This window comes from Sulfurospirillum sp. UCH001 (assembly GCF_001548035.1).
In the GTDB taxonomy this organism is placed as follows: domain Bacteria; phylum Campylobacterota; class Campylobacteria; order Campylobacterales; family Sulfurospirillaceae; genus Sulfurospirillum.
In genome coordinates this window covers 532,326-557,683 of the sequence record NZ_AP014723.1, presented here as the reverse complement: position 1 = coordinate 557,683, position 25,358 = coordinate 532,326, and the positions used below count along the sequence as shown (strand labels likewise).

At 37.1% G+C, this 25,358-nt stretch carries 18 protein-coding genes and 6 tRNA genes; 8 read left to right on the top strand and 16 right to left on the bottom strand.

What is annotated here, in order from left to right; translation table 11 throughout:
• Position 1: 1 nt before the first annotated feature.
• From UCH001_RS02845 to ileS, 4 genes are all read right to left on the bottom strand, one after another.
• The gene (locus UCH001_RS02845; protein ID WP_067174058.1) at positions 2 to 1,114 is read right to left on the bottom strand and encodes a homoserine O-acetyltransferase; all 1,113 of its coding nucleotides are present in this window, start codon (positions 1,112 to 1,114) and stop codon (positions 2 to 4) included.
• A 44-nt stretch (positions 1,115 to 1,158) separates the two neighbouring features.
• Positions 1,159 to 2,610, bottom strand: a complete 1,452-nt coding sequence (gene guaB / locus UCH001_RS02840; protein WP_067174056.1) for an IMP dehydrogenase — start codon at positions 2,608 to 2,610, stop codon at positions 1,159 to 1,161.
• 9 nt (positions 2,611 to 2,619) lie between these two features.
• A complete protein-coding gene (gatA, locus tag UCH001_RS02835; RefSeq protein WP_067174053.1) occupies positions 2,620 to 3,978 on the bottom strand; it encodes an Asp-tRNA(Asn)/Glu-tRNA(Gln) amidotransferase subunit GatA in 1,359 nt (452 codons plus the stop codon).
• Between the two features lie 117 nt (positions 3,979 to 4,095).
• Positions 4,096 to 6,852, bottom strand: a complete 2,757-nt coding sequence (gene ileS / locus UCH001_RS02830) for an isoleucine--tRNA ligase (RefSeq protein ID WP_067174051.1) — start codon at positions 6,850 to 6,852, stop codon at positions 4,096 to 4,098.
• A gap of 147 nt (positions 6,853 to 6,999) precedes the next feature.
• Here ileS and UCH001_RS02825 point away from each other — a divergent pair, with 147 nt between their 5' ends.
• The 7 genes from UCH001_RS02825 to UCH001_RS02795 all read left to right on the top strand — a co-directional run bounded on the left by UCH001_RS02825 (position 7,000) and on the right by UCH001_RS02795 (position 8,740).
• Entirely contained in the window at positions 7,000 to 8,109 is a 1,110-nt protein-coding gene (locus tag UCH001_RS02825; protein WP_067174049.1) for a CinA family protein, read from the top strand.
• 55 nt (positions 8,110 to 8,164) lie between these two features.
• Positions 8,165 to 8,240: transfer RNA gene (locus UCH001_RS02820), tRNA-Lys, on the top strand.
• Between the two features lie 13 nt (positions 8,241 to 8,253).
• A tRNA-Glu gene (locus UCH001_RS02815) sits at positions 8,254 to 8,329 on the top strand.
• Between the two features lie 28 nt (positions 8,330 to 8,357).
• Positions 8,358 to 8,433, top strand: a tRNA-Val gene (locus UCH001_RS02810).
• Between the two features lie 5 nt (positions 8,434 to 8,438).
• Positions 8,439 to 8,515 (top strand) — tRNA-Asp (locus UCH001_RS02805).
• Between the two features lie 49 nt (positions 8,516 to 8,564).
• Positions 8,565 to 8,640 (top strand) — tRNA-Lys (locus tag UCH001_RS02800).
• A 25-nt stretch (positions 8,641 to 8,665) separates the two neighbouring features.
• A tRNA-Glu gene (locus UCH001_RS02795) sits at positions 8,666 to 8,740 on the top strand.
• 7 nt (positions 8,741 to 8,747) lie between these two features.
• Here UCH001_RS02795 and UCH001_RS02790 read toward each other — a convergent pair.
• The 12 genes from UCH001_RS02790 to UCH001_RS02735 all read right to left on the bottom strand — a co-directional run bounded on the left by UCH001_RS02790 (position 8,748) and on the right by UCH001_RS02735 (position 23,634).
• Positions 8,748 to 9,194 (bottom strand): hypothetical protein, encoded by a 447-nt coding sequence (locus UCH001_RS02790; protein ID WP_067174046.1) that lies wholly within the window; start codon positions 9,192 to 9,194, stop codon positions 8,748 to 8,750.
• A gap of 69 nt (positions 9,195 to 9,263) precedes the next feature.
• Complete coding sequence (gene ccsA, locus UCH001_RS02785) at positions 9,264 to 12,410, bottom strand: cytochrome c biogenesis protein (protein ID WP_067174043.1); 3,147 nt, start codon at positions 12,408 to 12,410, stop codon at positions 9,264 to 9,266.
• A gap of 177 nt (positions 12,411 to 12,587) precedes the next feature.
• On the bottom strand, positions 12,588 to 13,283 hold the full coding sequence (locus UCH001_RS02780; RefSeq protein WP_067174040.1) for an ABC transporter ATP-binding protein: 696 nt from the start codon (positions 13,281 to 13,283) through the stop codon (positions 12,588 to 12,590).
• Complete coding sequence (locus UCH001_RS02775; RefSeq protein WP_067174038.1) at positions 13,276 to 14,043, bottom strand: ABC transporter ATP-binding protein; 768 nt, start codon at positions 14,041 to 14,043, stop codon at positions 13,276 to 13,278. Before UCH001_RS02775 ends, UCH001_RS02780 begins: the two co-directional genes overlap by 8 nt.
• The gene (locus UCH001_RS02770) at positions 14,040 to 15,068 is read right to left on the bottom strand and encodes a branched-chain amino acid ABC transporter permease (protein ID WP_082705739.1); all 1,029 of its coding nucleotides are present in this window, start codon (positions 15,066 to 15,068) and stop codon (positions 14,040 to 14,042) included. Before UCH001_RS02770 ends, UCH001_RS02775 begins: the two co-directional genes overlap by 4 nt.
• Positions 15,069 to 15,081: 13 nt before the next feature.
• A complete protein-coding gene (locus tag UCH001_RS02765) occupies positions 15,082 to 15,978 on the bottom strand; it encodes a branched-chain amino acid ABC transporter permease (protein WP_197651434.1) in 897 nt (298 codons plus the stop codon).
• Positions 15,979 to 16,078: 100 nt separating this feature from the next.
• Positions 16,079 to 17,197: an ABC transporter substrate-binding protein gene (locus UCH001_RS02760; protein ID WP_067174034.1), complete on the bottom strand. Its 1,119-nt coding sequence runs from the start codon at positions 17,195 to 17,197 to the stop codon at positions 16,079 to 16,081.
• A 162-nt stretch (positions 17,198 to 17,359) separates the two neighbouring features.
• Positions 17,360 to 18,577 (bottom strand): OprD family outer membrane porin, encoded by a 1,218-nt coding sequence (locus UCH001_RS02755; protein ID WP_067174032.1) that lies wholly within the window; start codon positions 18,575 to 18,577, stop codon positions 17,360 to 17,362.
• 183 nt (positions 18,578 to 18,760) lie between these two features.
• On the bottom strand, positions 18,761 to 20,062 hold the full coding sequence (locus tag UCH001_RS02750) for an OprD family outer membrane porin (RefSeq protein WP_067174030.1): 1,302 nt from the start codon (positions 20,060 to 20,062) through the stop codon (positions 18,761 to 18,763).
• 160 nt (positions 20,063 to 20,222) lie between these two features.
• The gene (locus UCH001_RS02745) at positions 20,223 to 21,467 is read right to left on the bottom strand and encodes an OprD family outer membrane porin (RefSeq protein WP_067174027.1); all 1,245 of its coding nucleotides are present in this window, start codon (positions 21,465 to 21,467) and stop codon (positions 20,223 to 20,225) included.
• A 340-nt stretch (positions 21,468 to 21,807) separates the two neighbouring features.
• Positions 21,808 to 22,797 carry a TRAP transporter substrate-binding protein gene (locus UCH001_RS02740; protein WP_067174025.1) on the bottom strand — a complete coding sequence of 330 codons (990 nt, stop codon included), beginning with the start codon at positions 22,795 to 22,797 and terminating at the stop codon, positions 21,808 to 21,810.
• 162 nt (positions 22,798 to 22,959) lie between these two features.
• A complete protein-coding gene (locus UCH001_RS02735) occupies positions 22,960 to 23,634 on the bottom strand; it encodes a response regulator transcription factor (RefSeq protein ID WP_067174023.1) in 675 nt (224 codons plus the stop codon).
• 84 nt (positions 23,635 to 23,718) lie between these two features.
• Between UCH001_RS02735 and UCH001_RS02730 the strand changes: the two genes are divergently transcribed.
• Positions 23,719 to 25,317, top strand: coding sequence for a cache domain-containing protein (locus tag UCH001_RS02730; RefSeq protein ID WP_082705652.1), 1,599 nt, complete (start codon positions 23,719 to 23,721; stop codon positions 25,315 to 25,317).
• Positions 25,318 to 25,358: the final 41 nt, after the last annotated feature.

The window sequence follows — 25,358 nt, the reverse complement described above, 5'->3', positions numbered from 1 at the left end:
GTTATACCTTCGCTTCCAATGCTTTTTTTATGTAAAAATCAAATTTATCGTACTCAACTAAAAAAGCATCATGTCCATAGTGGCTATCAATACACACATAGTCCACTCTCTCGCCTCTTCCCATATTTTCCATTGTAGTCTTGATGAGTCCCATCTCTTCTGGCATAAAAAGACAATCCCCTTGGAATGAGATTAGCGTGAGCTTTGCTTTAATATGTTTGAGAGAATCATCAAGTGAGTCATAATTACGAGTTGCGTCAAAAATATTCATCGCTTTGATAATATAAAGATAACTGAGTGGATCAAAACGTTTGGCAAAACTATAACCGTTGTATTCCATATAACGCTCCACTTGGAAACGTCCAAAAAGTTCATACAAACCATCGGTTTCCACGTAATTGCGCCCAAATTTTTTGTTCATTGAGTGTGGGCTTAGAAAGCTGATATGCCCAGCCATACGACCAATAGCAAAACTCAGCAATCCCTCTTCTTTAAAATCCTCTGGATCATAATTGCCATTTTTAAAACGCGGATCATTGACAATGCCTTCCATCGCGATTTTATTCCAAGCAATTGCCCAAGGTCCCGTAGCATACGTCGTTGCAAGTAAAATAACACGTTTGGCAAAATGAGGATATTCAATGGACATACAAAGTCCTTGCATTCCTCCAAGAGATCCTCCAAGAATCGCATACGCCTCTTTTATACCAAGCCTCGTAAACAGATTCATTTGAGCTCTAACCATATCACTAATGGTAAGAACAGGAAATTTAAGACGTAAAGGTTCTTTGGTTTTAGGATTGATACTCATAGGTCCAGTAGAGCCAAAGCAGCTTCCTAATATGTTGACACACACCACACAATACTTGGTTGTATCAACAATTTTTCCATCGCCAATGAGTGGATCCCACCAGCCTGCTTTGGTTTCACCTTCATAGCGACCTGCTGCATGATGGCTTCCCGTAAGTGCGTGAAATATAATGATGACATTACTTTTGTCTTCATTCATTTCACCGTACATCTCGTATTTGAGATCATACGTTTCTAAAATACGTCCACTCTCTAAGTAGAGTGGTTCGTCAAAATGTTCTACAAAAGTTTGTATCTTCACAATTGACCTTATTTAAAATTGGGGCGATAAAACCGCCCCATCATTGATTAGTTAACGCGATAATTAGGTGCTTCATGTGTGATGATAACATCATGTACATGGCTCTCTTTAAGTCCCGCACTGGTAATTTCTACAAATTCTGCTTTTTCTTGATAATCAACAATATCACGTGCACCCACATAACCCATAGACGATCTTAAGCCTCCAACGAGTTGGAAAATAACATCACGAATGGAGCCAGCATGTGGTACACGTCCTTCGATACCTTCTGGAACAAGTTTATCCGCAGCGGTTCCCTCTTGAAAATAACGATCGCTACTTCCTTTTGTCATCGCACCAATACTTCCCATACCACGATACGTTTTGTATTGACGTCCTTGATACGTAATCAGTTCACCCGGACTCTCATCGGTTCCTGCAAGTAAACTTCCTACCATAACACTTTGAGCGCCTGCTGCTAATGCTTTTGCAAAATCACCAGAGTATTTAATACCACCATCGGCAATAACAGGTACACCATGTTTTCGACCAACTTCTGAACACTCTTCAATCGCTGAAATTTGAGGCACACCCACACCAGAGACGATACGTGTTGTACAAATACTTCCTGGTCCAATACCTACTTTAATGCCGTCCACTCCTGCAGCCACAAGTGCTTCAGCCGCTTCTGAAGTTGCGATATTTCCAGCGATAACATCAATTTTAAGCTCTTTTTTGATGAGTTTAACGGTATCGATAATGCCTTTTGAATGACCATGTGCAGAATCTAGAACCAACACATCAGCCCCTGCAGCTTCTAGTGCACGAGCACGGTCCAATTGACCCACACCAATCGCCGCACCTACACGAAGTCTACCAAAAGCATCTTTATTGGCATTTGGGTATTCTTGACGTTTTTTAAGATCTTTGATCGTAATAAGTCCTGCAAGTTTATTATTTTCATCAACTACTGGAAGTTTTTCTACTTTATTGGTTCTAAAAATGGCTTCTGCATCATCCAGAGTTGTACCTTTTTTTACAGTGATCAAAGGCATTTTTGTCATGAGTTCTTCTACTTTTTTAGAGTAGTCATTTTCAAAACGAAGGTCACGGTTTGTTAAAATACCAATGAGTGTTTCATTATCATCTTCAACAACAGGAACACCAGAAATACGGTATTCTGACATGATTTCTAATGCTTCACGCAATGTTGCTTTTGCTTTAATGGAGACAGGATCAATGATGATTCCACTCTCACTTTTTTTAACACGTCTAATTTCTCTTACTTGAGATTCAACATCCATATTTTTATGAATGATGCCAAGTCCGCCAAGGCGTGCCATCATAATAGCAGCTCTGTGTTCTGTAACCGTATCCATCGCCGCTGATACCAAAGGAATATTCAGTGTAATATTTTTAGTAAGTTGTGTTTTGATATCTACCTCTTTAGGTAAAATCTCTGAATATTTTGGTACCAACAATACGTCTTCAAATGTTAATGCTCTTTTTCTAATTTTCATGTGTTTCTCCTATAACCCTAATTCTCTCTCTAAGCTTAGCGCTCCATCCAGAAGTGCTTGCTCACCGTACGCTTGACCAATGAGTTGTCCTCCTACAGGAAGCCCTTTGCTATCCATACCAAGAGGAACAGAAATACCTGGAAGCCCTGCGAGGTTAAGTGAAATCGTATAAATATCACTCAAATACATCTCTAATGGATCTGCTTTTGAACCAAACTCAAACGCTGATGTTGGTGTGACTGGCATAAAAATCAGATCAGCCTCTTTAAAAATTGCCTCATACTGTGCTTTAATAAAATGACGAGCACGTTGTGCTTTAATATAGTATGCATCATAATATCCACTGCTTAAAACGAATGTCCCAAGAAGAATTCTACGCTTTACCTCTTCACCAAAGCCAAGGCTTCTACTTTGAATAAACATCTCTTTCAGATTTTCATTGCTTCCACGGTTTCCATAACGAACGCCATCATAACGGCTCAAGTTCGCACTTGCTTCTGCTGTTGCGATAACATAGTACGTTGCGATGTCATATTTTGAGTTAATGAAATTGCGATAAATAATAGTATGACCCGCTTTTTCAAGTGCACGAATACCATCCATCATACGCTCACGAACTTCTGGGCTTGCTTCATTCAAATAGTTCTCAATCACAGCGATCATCATTTTACGGTTCGCATTGAGTTTATCAGAAACACTCTCATGTGCTATATTTGCGCTTGTAGAATCTTTGGGTTCATGCCCTGCGATAATGTCATATAAAATAGCCGCATCTTCTACATTTTGAGTAATTGGTCCAATCTGATCCAGTGAACTAGAATACGCACCTAAACCATAACGACTGACTTTTCCATACGTTGGCTTAAATCCAACACATCCACAAAATGCTGCGGGCTGACGAATACTTCCACCCGTATCGCTACCAAGTGCTGCAATGGCAATGCCGCCAGCAACCGCAGCAGCACTACCGCCGCTACTACCACCTGGAACACAGTTTGGGTTGTGAGGGTTAAGTGTTTTTCCATAAAATGAAGATTCAGTAGAACTTCCCATCGCAAACTCATCCATATTGGTGCGACCAAATGGAGAGAGCCCATGACGAAGCATATTATCAATGACCGTCGCGTTATATGGAGCAACATAGCCTTGAAGAATGTTTGATCCACTGGTAATTTCCCAACCATTGACTTGAATATTATCTTTAATCGCAATAGGAATACCAGCGCCATATTCGCTAATACTTTTACCTGTTAACTGCTCAACATAAGCACCTAACGCTTTTTTAGCTTCTATTTCTTTTTTGAGGTCACTTCTAAACGCCTCAATCTCTTCTTTAGGAAGTTTTAACGCCTCTTTTAAGGTTATCACTTCATATCCTTTAACTTTTTCGTTCTTTGATTTACCAAATAAACACATACACCGATAACGGCAAAAATAGCGCCAATCGTTTCAAAAATGAAACTAAGCTCTACAGGGGAACTCAAATTAACCATTGAGTGCCTCATTACATCTATGGCAAAGTTCTTCTTCGCTTTTTGAACGGTATTTCCAACAACGTGGACATTTGCATTTTGACGCTTTTAAAATTTTAAAGCGATCATCTCCTACTTCAAAGACACCCATTTCACCACTCTCGTCATGCTCAATCACTTTACTGACCGTAAACCAATCTTCAGCATCTACTTTTTCAAGGGCTGCAACTTTTGGTGAGTTTGTTTGAAGTACCAATTCAAGCGTTGATTTGATGATTTTCTCTTTTTTAAGCGCATCCACAATTTCAAAGAATTTCTCACGCGCTTCTACCATATACGCTTCATCAAATGATGTTGCTATATTTGGAAGTGATGTGTAAACAAGATCAAATACACTCTCTTTTTTCAAAATAGCAGGAGCATACTCTAACATCTCATCAATCGTATAAGTGAGTGTTGGAGCCATTAACGCCATCAATTTCTCAGCAATGAGTGCCATCGCACTTTGTGCTGAAAGGCGAATAGAGTCATTTTTAGCATTACAATACAGTCTATCTTTAGAGATATCCAAGTAAATACCGCTAAGCTCTACTGCGATAAAATGGTTAAGAAGTGCAAACCCTTTGGAGAATTCGTACTCTTTAAAATAGCCTTCTACCTCATCAAAAACCGCTTTTGCATGTGCTAAAATCCACTGATCGAGTGTACCCATTTCTGAAACAGGCATGATCGATTCTAAATCATTGACATTCGCCAATAAAAATCTAAAGGTATTGCGGATTTTTCGGTATTGTTCACTGATTTGTTTTAAGATATTGTCACTGATTTTAAGATCGGTTGTGTATTCGCTTGTTCCAACCCAAAGACGTAAGATTTCAACACCGTACTGTTTTGCAACATCGCTTGGTGCAACCACATTGCCCTTAGATTTACTCATCTTCTCGCCCTTCTCATCGACCGTAAAACCATGTGTTAAGATTTTACTGTACGGAGCGATGCCATTATTTGCGGTACTGACTAAAAGAGAGCTTTGGAACCAACCACGGTGTTGGTCGCTTCCCTCTAAATACATCGTTGCAGGATAAGTACCCGCATCATAGTCACTTGATTGAAGAACGGCTTTCCATGTGCTACCACTGTCAAACCACACATCAAGGATGTCCATTACCTTTTCAAGGTCTTCTGGATTGTAGCCACTGTTGGCAACAAGGAGGTCTTTGATTTCTAGATCCCACCAAGCATCAGCACCTTTTTCTTGAAAAATAGCTGCGATATGCTCTACAATTTTAGTATCAAAAATAGGCTTACCTGTTTTTTTGTCTCTAAAGAAAGCAATTGGCACACCCCAGTCACGTTGTCTTGAGATACACCAGTCAGGTCTATTTTCAATCATCGAACCTAAGCGATTGATGCCCGATTTTGGATAGAAACGTACTTTTGAGATTTCGTCCATCGCCATTTTACGTAGACTCTCACGTCCAGAAACTGCTTCATCCATTGCAACAAACCACTGTTTTGTCGCACGATAAATAACTGGCTGATGGGTTCTCCAACAAAACGGATACGAGTGGGTAAACTTTGAACATTTAAGTAATGCGCTTCCAAGAAGTTCTAAAATACGTTCATTGCTTTTGAAAATATGTTCTCCAACAAACGAAGCCGCATCAGGAAGTAGTCCTAAGCGAACTACTGTTTCATCGTAACAGCCTCTCTCATCTACTGGCATAACCACTTCTAAACCGTAACGAAGTCCTACTTTATAGTCCTCATCACCATGTCCTGGTGCGGTATGAACACATCCACTACCACCGTCCATCGTAACATGTTCACCTAAAACACATTGTGAATTTCTGCCATTTAGTGGGTTAATTGCAAAGCTATTTTCAAGAATATTCGCTTTAAATGTTTTGACAATCTCACCTGCAATAACGCCTTGTTCAACAAGTTTTGCATGTAAAGGCTCTGCTACGATATAACCATCACTGGTAAGTACATAATCCTCATCGGGGCTAAAGGCAATACCTACGTTTGCAGGTAATGTCCAAGGTGTTGTTGTCCAAATAATAACAGATGCATCACTGCTGATATCCAGTTTTGCTTTTGCTTCGCTACTTAGTTTAAACGCAACAAAAATAGAGTAGTCTTCTTTGTCTTCGTACTCCACTTCAGCTTCTGCTAAAGCACTTCTTGCAGCCCACGACCAATACACAGGCTTGCTTCGCTCAATGAGTAATCCTCGATTTGCTACACCACATAATGCGCGATAAATATCTGCTTCAAATTTAAACTTCATCGTCATATAAGGGTTATCCCAATCGCCAATAACACCTAATGACTTAAACTCTTCTCTTTGAATATCAATGAACTTTCGTGCGTGTTCGCGGCACAATTCTCTAATTTTACTCTTAGGGAGTGCATCTTTTTTTTCTTTTCCAAGATTTTTTTCCACTTGCTGCTCAATTGGCAAACCATGACAATCCCAGCCTGGAACATAGCGCACTTTTTCGCCAAAGAAATAATGTGTTTTAATAATCACGTCTTTAAGAATTTTATTGAGTGCGTGACCGATGTGAATGTGCCCATTTGCATACGGAGGGCCATCATGAAGAATAAATGTTGTGGGGGCATTTTCTCTGTTTTGAATCATTCTAGCATAAGCACTTTCCTCTTTGGAAAACCACTTTGCATATCGAGCAGGCTCATTTTGGGGTAGATTGCCTCTCATTGGAAAATCAGTTTGAGGAAGAAGCAAGGTCTCTTTATAGTCCATTAATAATCTCTCCTTGGAAGCTACGCAGCAGTGAAAAAATTTTACATGTAAGCGTCTCTTAAAATGAGGCAAGTTTATCTAAAATCTATTTAAGAAGCACTTACGCATTCGCAAGATGCTATAATACAAACTAAAAAAGGTATTCCTATGAAAAGCTCTTTGATCGTAGTCGGTAAAGCACTGCGATACAATCTGCCATTTTTAAATTACATCCATGCAACCATTACGAAGCATATTGACTTACCGGATCAAACCGTTTATATCGATAAAAATGACAAAGATCTCTTTTTTGTATTGGAAGAGTCCATTGCACACGCTGATGAAATCGTCATCGTTACATCTCATGATAGTTTCAATTTAGTCAATAAAGTTATCGCTACTCTTGGAGAAGAATCGCTAGAATTAAAAGCTGGCATGCTCATTCCCTCCAAAGCTGTACGCTTTGAAGAAAATAGCTATTTGTTAGCACGCGATGGAAAGCACATCAATGTCATTAAAGCATGCGAAAATAAAAAGCTACCTCTTATACTCATTGAAAATAGCAATAGTTCTGAACTTTTCTCTATTATCAATATTGACGAAGACTCTTTAAAAATTCTTGTTGAACCTCTTGCTCAAAACTATGAAATACGTATAACTCCTACCACTATCGTTGATGGATGGATTATGGTTGAAGCTATTTCTAACAAGTATGGTAACTTGGAAAGCTTTTTTAAAGCCATTAAATCTTTACTTCCTACAAAAGTCATCAATCACCCTGATGTTATTGAGCATATTTCACACTGCTTGCAAAAAGAAGGCAAAACTCTGAGCATTGCAGAAAGTTGCACAGGAGGTCTTATAGCATCTATGTTAACAAAACGTGCAGGTATCTCTGCGATCTTTAAAGGTGGCATTGTCTCTTATGGAAATGAAATTAAAGAATCATGGCTTGGTGTAAGCCCTGATACCATTGAGCGTTTTGGTGCCGTAAGTGAGCTATGTGTACGTGAAATGCTAGAAGGTGTACTCAATGCCAGCTTATCAGATTATGCCATTGCAACCAGTGGTATTGCAGGTCCAGATGGTGGAAGCATTGAAAAACCAGTCGGAACAGTTTATGTGGGTGCTCGTAATAAAGAGGGACATATTATGATCGAAAGACTCCTATTAGAGGGGGATCGCGAATACATTCAAACCCAAAGTGCATACCATGCTTTGAAGTTACTTTTACATGTTGGTGAAAATATTTTTTTAAAAAGTGAAAAAATGTCTTGACAAATGAATTTTTTTTCTCTATAATTTCAGCCTCATTACGAGAAGAACGGTGAATGACTCGTTAGCTCAGCAGGTAGAGCATCTCCCTTTTAAGGAGGTGGTCGATGGTTCGAATCCATCACGGGTCACCATTCATTTTTGTGCGACCCCATCGTCTAGTGGTCCAGGATCCCGCCCTTTCACGGCGGTTACAGGGGTTCAAATCCCCTTGGGGTCGCCAAATTATTTTCTTCTTTAATGTCCCTTTTGGTCGTTTAGCTCAGTTGGTAGAGCGCCACCCTTACAAGGTGGATGTCAGAGGTTCGAGTCCTCTAACGACCACCATATGCGCGGCGGTAGTTCAGTTGGTTAGAATATCGGCCTGTCACGCCGGGGGTCGCGGGTTCGAGCCCCGTCCGCCGCGCCACTTTTTTCCCTCAGCATTTTCTTATTATGTTATGAAACTGCCTGAGCATGACTCGTTAGCTCAGCAGGTAGAGCATCTCCCTTTTAAGGAGGTGGTCGATGGTTCGAATCCATCACGGGTCACCATTGTCCTAAACAAACACACTTGTGCGACCCCATCGTCTAGTGGTTAGGACACCGCCCTCTCAAGGCGGGAACGGGGGTTCAAGTCCCCCTGGGGTCGCCATTTCTTCTTAAATACGATTTCCTCTTTGATTAATCCCTTCATTTTCATACAAATCAATTTCACGTTTATACTCTGGATTTGTTTTTTTGAGTTCTTCATCCATAAAGGCAATTAGTTTTGCATCGGCATTACGATGACTTGCTATCAATAAAACAAAATTGAGATATATCTTAGAGACTTTTGGCGCAACGCCTTTTTCTTTAACAGGAAACGGGCAATCTTTTGCAGCCCTTATAATGGCATTTGCAAGTTCATTGCGTGTTGAAGTACGTTTAGCAGCAATTTCAATAAGCGCTTCAATAGCAATTTTTTGTTCTTTTTCTTTTTGTTCTGGTGTAGGAGTTGGCGATTCAATAACAACTGTTTTTTGTAAATTCGCAACGACAATAAAAAGAGAGATAAGAACAATGGCAATAACAGCGATTATTGAGATGATGAGATAATTCTCTTGCATACAGGAGTCTCTTAAGTTTTTGCCTATTATAGCACAACTTAAAAAGAGGGAACATATCCCTCTTTTGTTTTATAAAGTTTTTGCGATATCGCGTTTAGGGAAAGCTATGGCTATGACTGCCACAACAATTGCAACGGTATAGTAAACAAATGTCGGTACAGGGATTGGATCTCCTGAGGCATAAGAGTGCATACCTGAAAGATAGAAGTTAACGCCAAAATATGTCATGATAATGGACGCAAATGTAACGGTTGATGCGACAGCGAATGCAAAAGGCGTATTGAGCTTTGGAATAAACCTAAAGTGAACAACTGCTGCATAAAATAAAATAGATACCAATGCCCATGTCTCTTTTGGATCCCAACCCCAGTATCTTCCCCATGACTCATTTGCCCAAACACCGCCCAAGAAGTTACCTACAGTAAGAAGACTTAGTCCCAAGATCATTGCCATTTCATTAATGCGCGTTGCTTCAACAATGTTCCGGTCAATCTCCTCATTACGTTTTGTTTTAGTCTTATTGCGTAAGATAAATAGAATCAACGTGAAAAATCCTAAAAGTGAACATAAACCTAAAAAGCCATAGCTTGCTGTAATAACGGAAACGTGAATGTTCAACCAGTATGATTTAAGGACTGGTACTAAATTTGTAATTTGAGGATCCATCCAACTCAAGTGAGCAACAAACAAGGTCACACCCGTCAAAATAGAGGTTAATGCAAGTGATACCACTGATTGACGAGAGAAGAAGATACCTGCTAATGCTATTGCCCATGCAATATAAATCATTGATTCATACCCATCACTCCATGGAGCATGTGTCGAAATGTACCATCTTAGCCCTAATCCTGCCGTATGAATTACAAACGCTACAAAATTGACGCCTAATACAATTTTAGTAACCATTCCTATACGTAGTGTTGATTTCACCATTTTTGCAAAAATGAAACAGAGTAGTACTAAACCACTGAGTAAATACACAGGAGTTAAGCGATCAAAAATCTTGGCATGATTAAAGAAAATCTCCGCTTTAATGCGGCTTTCACTTGGAATAATTTCTGACCCATATTGTTCTTGATACGATTGGAGTTTATCAACAGCTTTATTAGCATTTTGCCAATTACCTTTTTCTAATCCTTCTCCAATAGCTTCAAAATAACCTCCAAGAAGTGCTCTAACTTCATCACCTTCTTGTTTAGAAAAACTTCCAACTGCTTCCTGAGGTGCAAACCAACGTTTATTTAGGTCATTTTGTTTAGGAATCATTTTGAAAACTTCACCTGTATAAACCATATAACAGATATTAACACGCTCATCTACTTTTAACACATCTTTATCAAATTGATTACGAAGGGCAGGTTTTTTACGATTGGCTTCTTCTGAATATTTTGTTAATTTAAAACCGTGATCGCCCTCTTTCTCAAAAAAATCATTAAAAGAAGCATATTTTTGATTTTCTGGAATTCCAATAATTTTTTTAAGTTCAGGGTGAAATACCTTAATAATAGGTATCGCTTGCCACTCACCAGGAGAACTCATCATACTAAGCGCTACTTGATTTGCACTCATTCCTTCAAAAGTTGCACTGCCATAAATCTTGTTGAGAAGTTCTGTTGAAACGGTGTCAATAGGTTTAATTCTTCCATCTACACTTTGAACGAGTAATCTTCCAAATTTATCGGAATGTTTTGCATCATATTGCTTTAAAAAAGTTAGATATTCTTGTGTTGTATACGTTGTTGCTGCATGTAAGCTATTTCCTTGCATTAAAGCAAAGCCCATAAAAAGGGCTAAAAGAATCGATTTCATTTTGCTCATATCTTTTTGTACCATTCCTGCAAGCTTACGGAAACGACTTTTTGAATTCAGAAGATTGAAAAAGAGTCCAATCGATAATAACAGATACCCTAAATAGGTTGGTAATTTTCCAGGATCATTATTGACAGACAAGATCGTTCCTTTTTCATCTTTATCGTAAGAGCTTTGGAAGAATCTAAAACCTCGATAATCAAGTACATGATTCATATAAATACGAAATGGCATATGAACTCCTTTTTCACTATCGACAACTTCTACTTCACTTGCATATGACATAGGTGACATAGAACCAGGATAACGATCTAATTGAAATTCATTAAGCTTAATGCTAAAAGGAAGTGTAAAGAGTTGAGCTCCCCATTCGAAAACGAATGGAACACCTGCAATCATCTCTTTCGTTTGTTGTCCTTCGCTTCCTTTGCCTTGTCCAAACATAGCTATCTCTTTCGTTTCCCCTTTATAGGTTGCATCAACGATAACTGCTGAAATTGAATTGCCTTTGCCCATAGGATTTTTATCGGCAACGACTTTCTCTTTACCTTTGAGTCCAATATATCGTGGAGCAAAATTTACATTTCCAATAGTGTAGAGCTGGTTTGTAACAAAATCTTCTTTTTTATCAGCTTCATACTCACCACGTTTATTTTCTGCCATTTTAAACCATGCAATTTTCGACTTTGATGTAAAATAGAACTTACCATCTTCAAGGGTAAAACGAATTTCCTCTTTACGACTTTGCGAAGGTTTGCCATTAAAACTAAAGACGTACTCGCTTGTTTCGTATGTATCCCCCTCTTTTAAAACAACACTCAAACTTTCACCATAACCACTTAGCATCATTGAAATCATCGGAACACCTGATGGATCATCAACCACTTTTGCGGTAGCGTTTGGAAGATACTCTTTAAATTTAACGGTTGCTTTATCTCCAGCGACATCAAAACTAAAAGAAAAATTATTATGACCTACTTGCGAGATAAGCTGAGGATGACTATAGCTGTAAGATTTTCCGTCTTTAAGAGCGTTTGCCTGAATGAATGCATCACTTGAAAGTACTTTGTTTTCTTGCATACCATTTCTTACATGCAAGGTTCCTTCAAAACCAAAGTAGCGTGTCATTCCAGAACCAATAAGAATAAAAATAAAACTGATATGAAATATAAAAGAAGGTAGTTTATCGAGTGTATAAATTTTATATCGAATGATATTGTAAATTAGAATAAGTCCTAATGCAACCTGTAGTAACTCAAACCACCATGAGGTATATATTAGTGCCCAACTCGTCTCGACACCAAAATCATTTTCAATAAAAGTTGCAACTCCACTAAATAGTCCAAAAAACACTAAAAGGATGATGGCTGTCTTCATCGAAAAAACCTGCTTCAATACAAAATCCATAAAACTCCCTTACCTGGAAAATGAGACTTTTTTAATAACCTTTGTTACATAAAATATCCAAAGGGTTATCGAAAAAGTCTATGAGTTATGTTACCTTTTTAGAGTAAATAATTTATAAATCATTAAAGAAGAGAAAACCTCCTGATTTAGGAGGTTTACATGCAGAAAAAAGTTGGTTTAACCACCGAGATATTTTTTGCGGATAGTGTCATCACCGATCATATCTTTTGCAAGACCGTTCATAACGATTTTACCATTTTCCAAGACATACGCTTTATCAGATATTTTCAGTGCAGCAAAAGCATTTTGCTCAACCAAAAGAATTGTGATTCCTTCATCACGCAAACGCATAATAATCTCAAACACTTCACCTACAATTTTAGGAGCAAGTCCAAGACTAGGCTCATCAAGCATCAACAATTTTGGTTCGCCCATGAGTGCTCTAGAAATAGCTAACATTTGCTGTTCACCACCACTCATGGTGCCTGCAAGTTGATAGCGTTTGTCTTTGATTCGAGGAAATAGTTCATACATCGTATCACGAAGATGCTCGTAGTTCTCATCATTATTAAATGCACCCATGCGTAAATTTTCCTCAACCGTCAAGTTAATGAAAATTTTACGTCCTTCTGGAACCAATGAAAGTCCATGTTGAACCAGTGTATGAGTTTTGTGATTACGTGTATCATAACCTAAAAAATTAATGTCACCTGTTTTTTTAACGCTATTGAGTAAGGCTTTTAACGTTGAACTTTTACCCGCACCATTCGATCCGATCAAAGAGACGATTTCTCCCTCTTTAACCTCAAAATCAATCCCTTTAACAGCCTCTATGAGTCCATAATAGACATGTAAATTTTTAACACTAATCATTATGAAAATCTCCTAAATACGCTGCTATAACTTCAGGGTCTTGAATCGCATCAGCTGGTTTACCCTCAAAAATTGTTTTACCATAATCTAATACTAATACTTTATCGCATAACTGATTGACAAACTTCATATCGTGTTCAATTAAAAGAACCGTCAAATCAAAATCTACACGTGCTTTTTTAATAATATCTCCCAACTCTTCCGTTTCAGATGGGTTCATACCAGCAGCTGGTTCATCAAGGAGTAAAAGTTCAGGATTGGTCGCTAATGCTCTCGCAATTTCAACTTTTCTTTGCTGTCCATAGCTTAGATCAACAGCCTTTTCGTGGGCAAAAGAGCTCATCCCAAAATAATCCAAAATTTCCATTGAGCGCTCTTTAATACGTCTTTCTTCACTAATAAAACGAGGGAAACGCAAAATTGATTCAACAAATCCATAACGAGCTTGGAAATCAAAGCCTATTAGAACATTGTCCAAAACACTCATACTTGAAAAAAGTCTAATATTTTGAAAGGTTCTTGCAATACCTTTACGTACAATATGATGTGGCTTCAAACCATTAATTGCTTCATTTCTAAAAATAACTTGACCTGAACTTGGTGTGTAATTACCAGTAATGATGTTAAACATAGTTGTTTTACCAGCACCATTAGGTCCAATAAGTCCAAAAATTTCCTTAGGCGCAACGCTAAAACTGGTCTCTTTAATGGCAGTGACGCCACCAAAATTTTTAGTGACATTATCAATTTTTAAGATCATTTGCCACCCTTTTTACGCCATTTTAAAATATCTGTTAATTCGCGTTTACCCATAATACCTTCACGTGCAAAAAGCATAATAAAAATAAGGATGAGAGAGAAAACAACCATACGCATACCCGGCATTGCTGCTGTTTCATATCCAAAAAGATGCATTGGCTCATCCAAGAAGCGCATCCATTCACTTCCTCCCATAACAAATACCGTACCAATAATAGCACCGGTTGTGCTTCCAAGTCCACCAAGAACGATGATAATTAAAAGCTGGAATGTAAAGAAGAAGTCAAATAGATCAGGAGAAATACTGGTAAGTAACGCAGCCAAAAGACCACCACCGACACCTTCAAAAAAGGCACTGGTACAAAATGCAAGTGTTTTAGCTTTAAATGTATTAACACCCATTGCAATGGCAGCATCTTCATCATCACGAACTGCTTTCATTGCACGGCCAAATTTAGAATTTATGATATTGAGTACAACAATGACAGCAACCATTGCAATACCCCCTGTCCAATAAAGATTGGAAAACTCTGGAATATCATTGAGCCCTAATGAGCCATTGGTAACTTCAGGATGGTTAATTGCCAAAATCTTAATGATAAATCCAAATCCAAGTGTAACAATCGCTAAGTAATCTCCACGAACTCTAAATACAGGGAAAGAGAGAATCGCAGCTAATGTGGCAGCAAAAAAACCACCTAAAAGGAGTGCTACAACAAAATTGGCATGAAGAGTCAAAACAAAAGGATACGGATCAACGATTGCATACTGATACTGCTTCGCTTCTGGGCTAACCAATAATAACGCAGCGACATAAGCACCGATGGCGACAAAACCATTAGGCTCAAGCGAAAACTGACCTGTCACACCATTGATAAGGTTGTAACTTACTGCCAAAATAATAAAAATAGCAATGTTATTTAGAATCCTTACAGTATATTCGTCAAAATGTGTATTAGCAAACCAAATAAACCAGAGTGTAATAACGACAAATGAAATTTTTAATAATTGTTCTTTTTTTATCATAAAACTATTCATTTTAAAACCTACTTTTTTCAAAATCAATACCCAAAATACCTGTGGGCTTAAAAAGAAGGATTAAAATCAAAAAGATAAATGCAAATGCATCTTTGTAACCACCAAGTTCAGGGAAGAATGCAATGACAACGACTTCAGTAAAACCGATAATTAATCCTCCAAGAACGGCTCCACCAACACTACCGATACCACCAACAACAGCTGCAGCAAAAGCTTTCAGTCCTACAAGTACACCCATCATAGGCTCAACTGAAGGGTAATTTACTGCCCAAAAGATACCACCAACTGCCGCAAGCGCTGAGCCCATACCAAACACCAAAGTAATGATGCGATTCGCATCTATACCCATAAGGTTCACTGTTCCAACATCAAAAGCAAGAGCACGAATGGCCATGCCATATTTTGTTTTATACAACACCCATAAAATAATTGCTAATAAAAATGCTGTGATGATAGGCACTATAATAGCCGAAATTGGCATCGTTAATCCTATAAAATCAACAACATTTTCTAAGTATGCAGGTACAGGAAATGCTCTAGGAACACCTCCAAAGAATACGTTAAAAGCATTTTCAAGAAAAAAGCTTACACCAATAGCAGTAATTAGAAGAGAGATTTTAGGGGCACTACGTAGTGGTCTATACGCTATACGGTCACTTGCCATACCTAAAAGTGCTGAACCTACAATAGCTAAAAGAACGGCTGCTCCAAAAGGAAGTTCTAAAACAGCAATACCAAAAAAACCTAAAAATCCACCTACCATCATAATATCGCCATGCGCGAAATTGATGAGCCTTAATACTCCATACACCATGGTATACCCAATGGCAATGAGTGCATACATACTGCCAAGGCTAAAGCCATTGACCATTTGCTGCATAAACATGATTAAATCCAAATAGATTCTCCTAAAATATTTTAGAGCAATGCTCACTGATTAAAATGAAAATTGCTCTAAAATCTCTCTTTACACTTTTACGTGTAAAGAGAGAAAAAACTTATGGATTAACAGTTGCTTTATAGACTGCTTTTGCGTTTTGAACGACTTTGATAACAGCTGAACGTGTTGAGTTACCTGATTTATCAATGTTGAGAACGCCAGAAACACCTTCGAAATTGACAGTTGATTTGATAGCATTATTGATACATACGCTATCTTCTGGGTTTGCACAACGATTCATTGCATCAACCATAACGTTGTATGCATCTGCACCAAGAGCTACGAATGAATTCATATCTTGTTTACCCGTTTTTTTAGCATATGCTGCAATGAAATCTTTTGAGCGTTGTGTAGGAGGTGCACCATAGTCGAAGAAATCTGTAAACATATAACCTTCAACCGCATCGCCACCTAAGTCAATAAAGGTTTGGTTAGCAACACCATCTCCCGAGAACATCGGTTTAGAAAGTCCAATTTGTTTTGCTTGACGAGCAATCATAGAAACTTCTGGATGGTACATTGGGAGGAACATAAAGTCAGGGTTTGCTGCTTTGATTTGAGAAACAACCGCTTTAAAGTCTTTATCGCCTGAGCTTACCTTAATCTCTTTTACAATTTTACCACCAGCTTTTGTGAAAGCATCTGTAAATGCTTTTGCAAGTCCTAAAGAGTAAACTTGTGCTTGATCAACAACAACGACTGCTGTTTTAAGCTTAAGATCTTTTGCTGCATAGTTCGCAACAACTGCACCTTGGAAAGAGTCAGTAAAACAAACACGATTTGCGAACTCTTTTTGCTCTGTTAACTTATCATTAGTTGCAACAGGAGCAATCACAGGGATTTGCTTTTTCTCAGCAATAGCCATAACCTGAGCTGTGTTAGTACTGGTTAATTCACCAATAATACCTACAACTTTATCAGAACTGATAAGTCTTGTAGCAGCATTTGCTGATTCAACTTTGTCACCTTTGGTATCAATAAGTACCAATTTAACAGTGTCCCCATTTTTGAGCTTTGGCTGCAAAGAGTTTGCAAACTCAATACCTTCATACGCAGTTTGTCCATACGCAGCGAGTGGTCCACTCATAGACATCGTAACACCTACATTGATCTCTTTAGCAACTGAAGATGATGCTAAAACAGCAACCGATGTAGCAAGCAGAGCTAGTTTCTTCATGAAAACTCCTTAGTGTAGTTATAGAAATATAGTACAAAAAAGTTACTTAAGAATGAATGTGAAGTTTTGAAGATGTTGTATAAAAAATATGCAATTAAAAAATGTTACGAAAAGAAATAGAAGAGCTCCACCCCAAAAGGGGCGGAGAGAAGAAAAATAGAATTAGAATTTATAGTTAGCTTTAACCCAAAGGTCATTACCACTTGCATCTTTTCCTTTGTCTTCAAATTCAGCACCAAGTTTGAAACCTTTTAAAGCGCCATCAAATTTGTAAGAACCATAAATTGATGTAAAAGAAGCTTTTTCATTAGTAACATCATAGTCAGCTTGGACATAACGTGCACCAATATTTGCAGCTGCAGTTACATCGTAATTAATATCTACGAGATAAGCTTTTGTGTCTCTTACATAACCAGGAGAAGAAATCACCGCATCTGTATACAATAAATCTGCACCATTGCCTAACCCAGACACAAGCTCGCCTAATAGTACGTTATCGTCGCTAGTTTGAGAATAAGCAACTGTACCATTGATACCTTTATAGCTTAGCCCTGCTTTGAAAGCATAGCTACTAATTGTATCATCTATACCGACACTTAATGAACTGTCAATTTTGTTATAGTAATATTGAGCACCCAATGTATAGCCTAATTCACTTGCTTTACCTTCATATAAGGCTTCAATATAAGCTAACTGAGCAATATCAAATGCGTTTGCATATGCTGCTGTTAATGTTAAACCAGTAATTGATTTATTAATAATTGCAAGTGTATATGCACCATCTTCAGCTTCTACCGGTAATTGCCCTATTGATAAAGAACCTGTTGCAAAGTATTTTGTAAATTTACCAATTCCATCATTGTAGTTTGTTCTATCTTGACCTTTTTGTACGTATCCAGCAATTAAAGTAGTATTGGGAAGGTCTGTATTAATAATTGCTGCACCTTCAAATGCATCTTTGATAACACGTGAACCACTGGAAGCAACAAGTGGAGTATCTAAAAACATGCGGCCAACAAGTGCTGTTGTTTTTCCAAGAGTATATGAGAGATACGCTTCAGAAATTTGAGCACCTGGTCCATACATTGAATATTTATAATCATCTTTTGCACCATGATCAGCAAAAGGAGAAGAACTACCTTGTGCTGTCAAGTTCAAACCAAAGCCATAAAGTGTATCTGTTTTATAATTTAACAAAACACCTGTTGTAAAAATGCTGTCTTTATCACCAACATCATCTTTGTTTGAAAAATAGTAAGCTTTGAGTTCACCACTTACTTTACCATTTTTGAATGCATCAGCAAGATTATCTGCTGCAAATGAGCTAGATGTAAGTCCAGCAACAACGATAGCCGCCAAGCTAAGTTTAGCTAATTTCATATTTTCTCCTTGAAAATGTTTATTACCATTTGGTTACAAAAAGAAGTATACAAAAAAAAATACTAAAGTCAACTAAAATGTGTGATGAAAAAGTAAGCTTTTTAGAATTTAAACATAATTTGAAAGATTTTGAAGAAGCAGTGGCTAAATACCACTGCTATATAAATTTAAGAATTGTTCAAATTAGAATTTATAATTTGCTCTAAATCTATATTCTTCTGAGGTTACAGTAGCCGCTGTTCCTTTGTCATTTTTATTATTTTCGTATTGCAATGATGCTGTAAATCCTTTAAGCGCACCAGAAAATGCATATGTTAAATCAACAGCTGCATCTTTCCAATCTCCACTAGTTTGAGCAGATCCTTGATCAGCAACAGCATAAATGACATATGTACTCAATCCACTGATTCCTACATTTGTAAAATCGTAAGAAATTTTACCTTGATAAGAGTTAGTATCTCTAGCATATGAATGACTTGATGTTAAAATACTGCCAGTATAGGTACTATCTGGTCCATTACCAAGTCCTGCAATTAAATCATCACTTTTATCACTTGTTGCCATTGCAAAACTAATACCAAATCCAGCAAGTTCATTAATACTAATTCTACCGCCTAAGTAACTACCTTGAAGTAAGTAGCTATCAAGTGCAGAATCTGTAGATGAAGCACGATACATTGCATCAAAGCCTAATTTAAAACCATTCATTGGGATAACATAATTTGCTTCTAAGTGATAAATGCTCGCATCGCCAAGATGTGCAACATCATTAGCAAGAGCATATTGTCCTGTTAATGTTAATCCAGTAATTGATTTATTAATAATACCTGCAGTATAAGCATCGTCAATATATGCTTTGCTTACAGAGGCACCTTTGCCAGTTGAGAGAGCATATACCTTACTAAAATCACCAATACTACCATAATCTGTTGTATTTTCTAATGTACTTGTTCTACCTTGAAACTTATTAACATATCCTGCTATTAATGTTGTTTGAGGTATATCAGTATTTACAAGAGTTGCACCTTCAAATGACTCTTTTACCATACGAGAGCCACTACCACTGACTAACGGTGTAGAGATAAATTGACGGCCAATTTTGACATCTGTTTTGCCAATTGCATAACCTAAATATGCTTCTGAAAGAACTGCACCTGAACCATACATATCACCTTTGTACATATCTTTAGAACCATTGACTCCAGCAGCTCCATCAGCAAAAGGAGCATAATTTGACTGAAATGTTACACCAGCTCTAAAGCCCATTAAAGCATCTGTGACATAATTTAACATTACACCTGTACTTAAGATATTCTCATGTGTTGTGCCACTCGCTGCGCCATTGTCTCTATCAAAGTACCAAGCTTTAAGCTCACCATTTACTTTACCATTTTTGAATGCATCAGCAAGTGTATCTGCTGCAAATGAGCTAGATGTAAATCCAGCAACAACTATTGCCACCAAGCTAAGTTTAGCTAATTTCATACTTATCTCCTTAAGTTTGATAATAAATGCACGTTAGTATACACTAAAGAAGTGACGCGAAAATGATTTTTTTGATAATTTATTAAATATTGGAAAAGAAGAAGAAGAAGATGTAGTAGAAGGCGGCAAAATATTACCGCCTTTTAGAATTAACTATAAATTAAAATTTGTAGTTAGCTTTAAACCAGAAATCGTGTCCATCAACATCTTTTGACCAGTCTTGGTAAGAGACATCTGCTTGAAGACCTTTAAGTGCACCAGTAAAATTATAAATAGCATAAATATCTGTATAAACTCTATCTTGTAAACCTACAGCTGCAGAATCTACAGATACACTTGTATATCTAGCACCAGCTAATAAGCCAATTTGTTTAAAGTTATAATTTGCATCAACAGAATACGCTTTAGTATCTCTGTCATATGTTCCTGTTTTACTTGAATACGCTTTTGCAAATGCAGTTTGAGCACCACCGCCTAAACCTGCGCCACCATCAATGCCTGCAACTGTATTGTCATCAGTAATTTTAGTATAAGCAACGTAGGTATTAAAATCTGCAAAGCCTAAGCTTAACTTCGCACCATACATTGTACCTTCATCAGCATTACCTTCCCAATCAGCCATCTGATAGTTCGCTGCTAAACCATAAGTAAATTCGCCAGCCTTACCTGCATACGCAGCTTCTGCATAATACATATCAACTAAATTGACAATTTCCGCCCATTGAGCTGTCAAAGTTGTACCAGGAATTGACTTATTAATTGCGAGCAATGTATATGCATAATCACCTTCACCAACTGAGGCACTCATGCTATCAAGAGTTACAAATTTACCTACATTACCAGCACTATCTGTTCTTGCTTGGTATTTAGTTACAACACCAGCTGCCAATGTTGTTTGTGGAAGATCTGTATTTGTTACAACAGCACCTTCAAATGCTTGTTTAATCATACGTGATCCAGAACCATTAACAAGTGGAGTAGAAATAAACTGACGACCAACTTTTGCTGTTGTTTTGCCAATTGAATATTCTACATAAGCTTCTGAAAGAACTGCACCTGAGCCATATTCATCTGCTTTAAAATCACTTTTTGCTGTTCCAGCTTGAGATAATGAACCATCAGCGAATGCTGCATAGTTTGATTGGAATGTAGCACCTAATTTAAAACCATAAAAACTATCAGTTACATAACCAAGAACAACACCAGTATTAAAAATGTCAGAATTAATCGCTTTTGCAGCAGCATTATTAGCTGTTGCAGATCCTTCTCTATCGAAGTACCATGCTCTCAACTCACCAGATACTTTACCGTTTTTAAATGCGTCAGCAAGAGTGTCTGCCGCAAAAGAGCTAGATGCAAGACCTGCAACTACCATAGCCGCCAAGCTAAGTTTAGCTAATTTCATATTATCTCCTTGAATTTTTTTGAAGGCGAGGTAAGTCTATCACAAAAAATAATAAATTACAATAAATCTCTAAAGAAAATGTCACATTTGACGGCTTTTGTAATGATGTTGTTATCAATGAAGTTACTAGAAAATGTAGATGTAAACTTTATTTTACATAATGAATTCTGAATAAAACTAAACTCAATTTACCCTATAGAAAAGCTAAACACAATGCAGCATTTCCTCAAAAAAGATTATTTTATACAATAACAACGCTAGAAAAATTCTAGCGTTATATCAGCTTTTACTAAATATAGTCTTTTTCAAAGCAGATTGTTTGCCTTATTTTTCCAGTATGTTATTTTACAGCTTGAACTTTTTTGATAAGATCCTCACCTATAACACTATAAAATTGTGGATAAATTGCATCCATTTCTTTTTGCCATGCTACTTTTTGCTCTTGACTTAATGTATGAATTTTAAAATTTACAGAAGTTTTTGCATACTCATTTAGCTTTGTAAGCATTTCGTCATCATCTTGAGCGGCTAGTTTTCTTTCGTATTCTGTTGCTTCTTTCATCGCTTGAAGAATCATTGGTTTCAAATCCGCTGGAAATTTTTTCCAAAAACTTTCACTCATAATCACCAAATAACCAAGATAACCATGATTTGAAAGTGTTAGATCTGTTTGAACTTCATAAAACTTTTTAGTATAAAAGTTTGAAAGTGGATTTTCAGTGCCATCTACTGCACCTTGTTGCAATGCTGAGTAGACTTTTGAAAATGGTAACACTTGAGGATTTGCGCCAACCGCTTTAAATTGTGCTTCTAGAACATGAGAATTCATAACACGAAATTTTTGTCCTTCCGCATCCTTTGGCATCAAAATAGCTTTTTTATTAGAAGAAAGCTGTTTAAAACCTGCATCCCAATAATCAAGGGCTACAAACCCTTTTGCGGTAACCTTATCTTTGAGGATTTGCCCAACTTCACCATCTAAGACTTTATAAAGATGCTCTTTGTCTCTAAAAATAAATGGAAGATCGAAAAGCTGCATTTCAGGAACAATATTTGTAAATTTTGAAAAGCTCGGCATCGCAATGTGTACATTCCCAAGTTTAAGTGCTTTTATCTCTTCACCATCGCCATATAATTGAGAGTTTGGAAAGACAACAACCTCTACTCTACCATTTGTAAGTTCACCAACTCGTTTTGCAAAAAAGTCAGCTCCCATACCTTTAGGAGTGTTTGGACTAACAACATGCGTTAATTTAATCGTATATTCTGCTGCAATCGCAGATGAGACAAGAAGCGTTGTAGCTACCATAATTTTCAGCAATTTAGTCATATCAACTCCTTATTCAAACTATATAATTTTACTATTGATTATAGATGAATGTTATGCCAAAATTATCTATATATTTATATAGGGAGGAACTACACAACAAATAAACGTTAAGAAGTTTCTTTTTGTAACTCATTACATAAAATAGGCTTTGTTTATTTTACACTACAGTTTGTAGCCGATCCCTTGTATATTTTTCAAAGTACCCTCTGGTAGTTTTTTTCTCAAGTTTTTAATCATAAGACGCAATGCGTTAAGGCTCATGTATTCGCTTTCCCACAAATTTTGCTCTATTTCTTCATATGTAATAATAGAATCTTTTTCCAAAAGAAGTTCGATTAATTTTGCTTCTTTTTTTGTAAGTTCATAAAGTTCACTATGATGTGTAATGATTTTTTGCATAGAGTCATAGTACCAATCAGGTGCTAATTCTTGTAAATGCGCTTTCTCTTTTGCTTGTAAAAATTTTTCAAGTGCATCAAAAAGTTTAGGTTCTGTAATAGGTTTAACAATGTAGCGAAGTAAAGAAAGTTCAATCGCTTCAAGCATAAAGTCAACTTCAGTATAGGCTGTAATGATGATGATATGAGCTTTGTTATCACTTTCACGAATTTTCTTCGCTAAATCTATACCACTTAATTGCGGCATTTTGATATCTGTTATAATGAGGTCTGGTTTATGTTTGACAAAAAGCTCATACGCTTCTTCGCCATCAGTTGCAAGATAAACTTCTTTGAACAAAAGGCAGAGCAATTCATAAACATTTTTACGTACACCTGCGTCATCTTCTGCATATAAAACTCTATAAGGAGAAAGCTTTTTTAGCATCTTTTCATCCATTTTAAACCCTTTACATTTCTCAAAAGAATGACTATGATTCTTTTTCATTAATTACAATTATAGCAGTCATGACAGGAATTTTTCGTGAAAATTATTAAAGAGAGCAATATCTCCAATATCATTATCTTTAGTACCATCTTTATTATCAGCTCTTTGATGCTGTTCAACGGCTACTTTTTTATTACAAAACAGTATGAAATTTTACAAGCACAAATTGAGGATAGTAAGAAAACCTTTGTTGAAAGTAAACGTAATGTCCTCAAACGTGAAGTTGATGCCATTATTGAATTTATCGAATTCAAAAAAAATCGTACGAACTTAGCAGATCCCAAAGCGGTTGAAGCCATGAAACGTGAAGTATATGACTGGATTCGTCATATTCGATACGGAGGGCAAGAACATAACTACATTTTTGTCTATCAGGTTGAGCGTATGAGCGGTGGTGACAAATTTGCAAAAATGCTTATCAACCCCAATCGCCCTGATTTGGAAGGCGAATATATTTCCGACGCCTATACCGATGAAAATGGCAAAGCGTTTCGTAAAATATTTTTACAAGATATTCATGAGAAAGGGTATTCTTTTGTAGATTACATATATAAAAAACCTGACAGCCCTATTATTCGCCCTAAAGTTTCATACTTTAAACTCTATAAAGAGTGGAATCTTATTATTGCCGCTGGCGCTTATACCGATGATATCGATAAAGAAATTGACATTGCGAAAGCCGACTTTAAAAAGAAGATGAAGCTTGAAGTTACTTCTGCGGTTATTATCTTTTTACTGTTTGCATTCATCGCCAACACATTTGCCGTTATGTTAGGTAAACGCATAGAGCGATTTTTAAATAATTATCACCGACAAGTTCAGCAAAAAACTCTCGAACTTGAAAATCTCAACCGTACTTTAGAGAGTCGCGTTATAGAAGAAATCAAAAAAAATCGTGAACAAGAACAGCTTCTTATTCAAAAGTCTAAATTTATTGCACTTGGAGAGATGATCAGTAACATTGCACATCAATGGAGACAGCCTCTTTCTCAGCTCTCTGCGCTTTTGATGACACTCAAACTCAAATACAACATGGATAAACTCGATAAAACGGCTATGGAGATTAAATGTATTGAGGCTGAAAATATCGTTGAGTATATGTCTCATACTATTGATGATTTTCGTAACTTCTTTATGCCCAATAAAGACAAAAAAACCTTTAGTATCCAAACCTCTATCGATGAAGTGTTGCGTATCATCGGAATGTCAATTACCAATCAAGAAATTGCTATAGAAGTTAACATTTTACACGATGAGTATATTGTCGGTTATAAAAATGAATATGAACAAGTGATTTTAAACCTTCTCTCAAACGCTAAAGATGCCATCATTGCCTCTGGTAAAAAGGGTGCTAAAATCACGATTAGTCTAGAAAGTGATGAAACAAATGTTCGCCTTATCATTCAAGATAATGGCGGCGGCATCAAAATAGAACCTCTTGAAAGAATCTTTGAGCCATACGTCAGTACGAAAGAACAAAACGAAGGTACAGGAATTGGCCTTTATATGGCAAAACTTATTATCGAAAAGAGTATGAGAGGTAAACTTGAAGCAAAGAATGAAAATGGGGGAGCTATTTTTACGATAGAGTTAGAAAAAGGTTTCAAAGAGGCGCTTGGCGGATCGCCTCTTTGAGTCTCCATAATTCAGAAGAAAATATGAAATTCGCTAAGAGA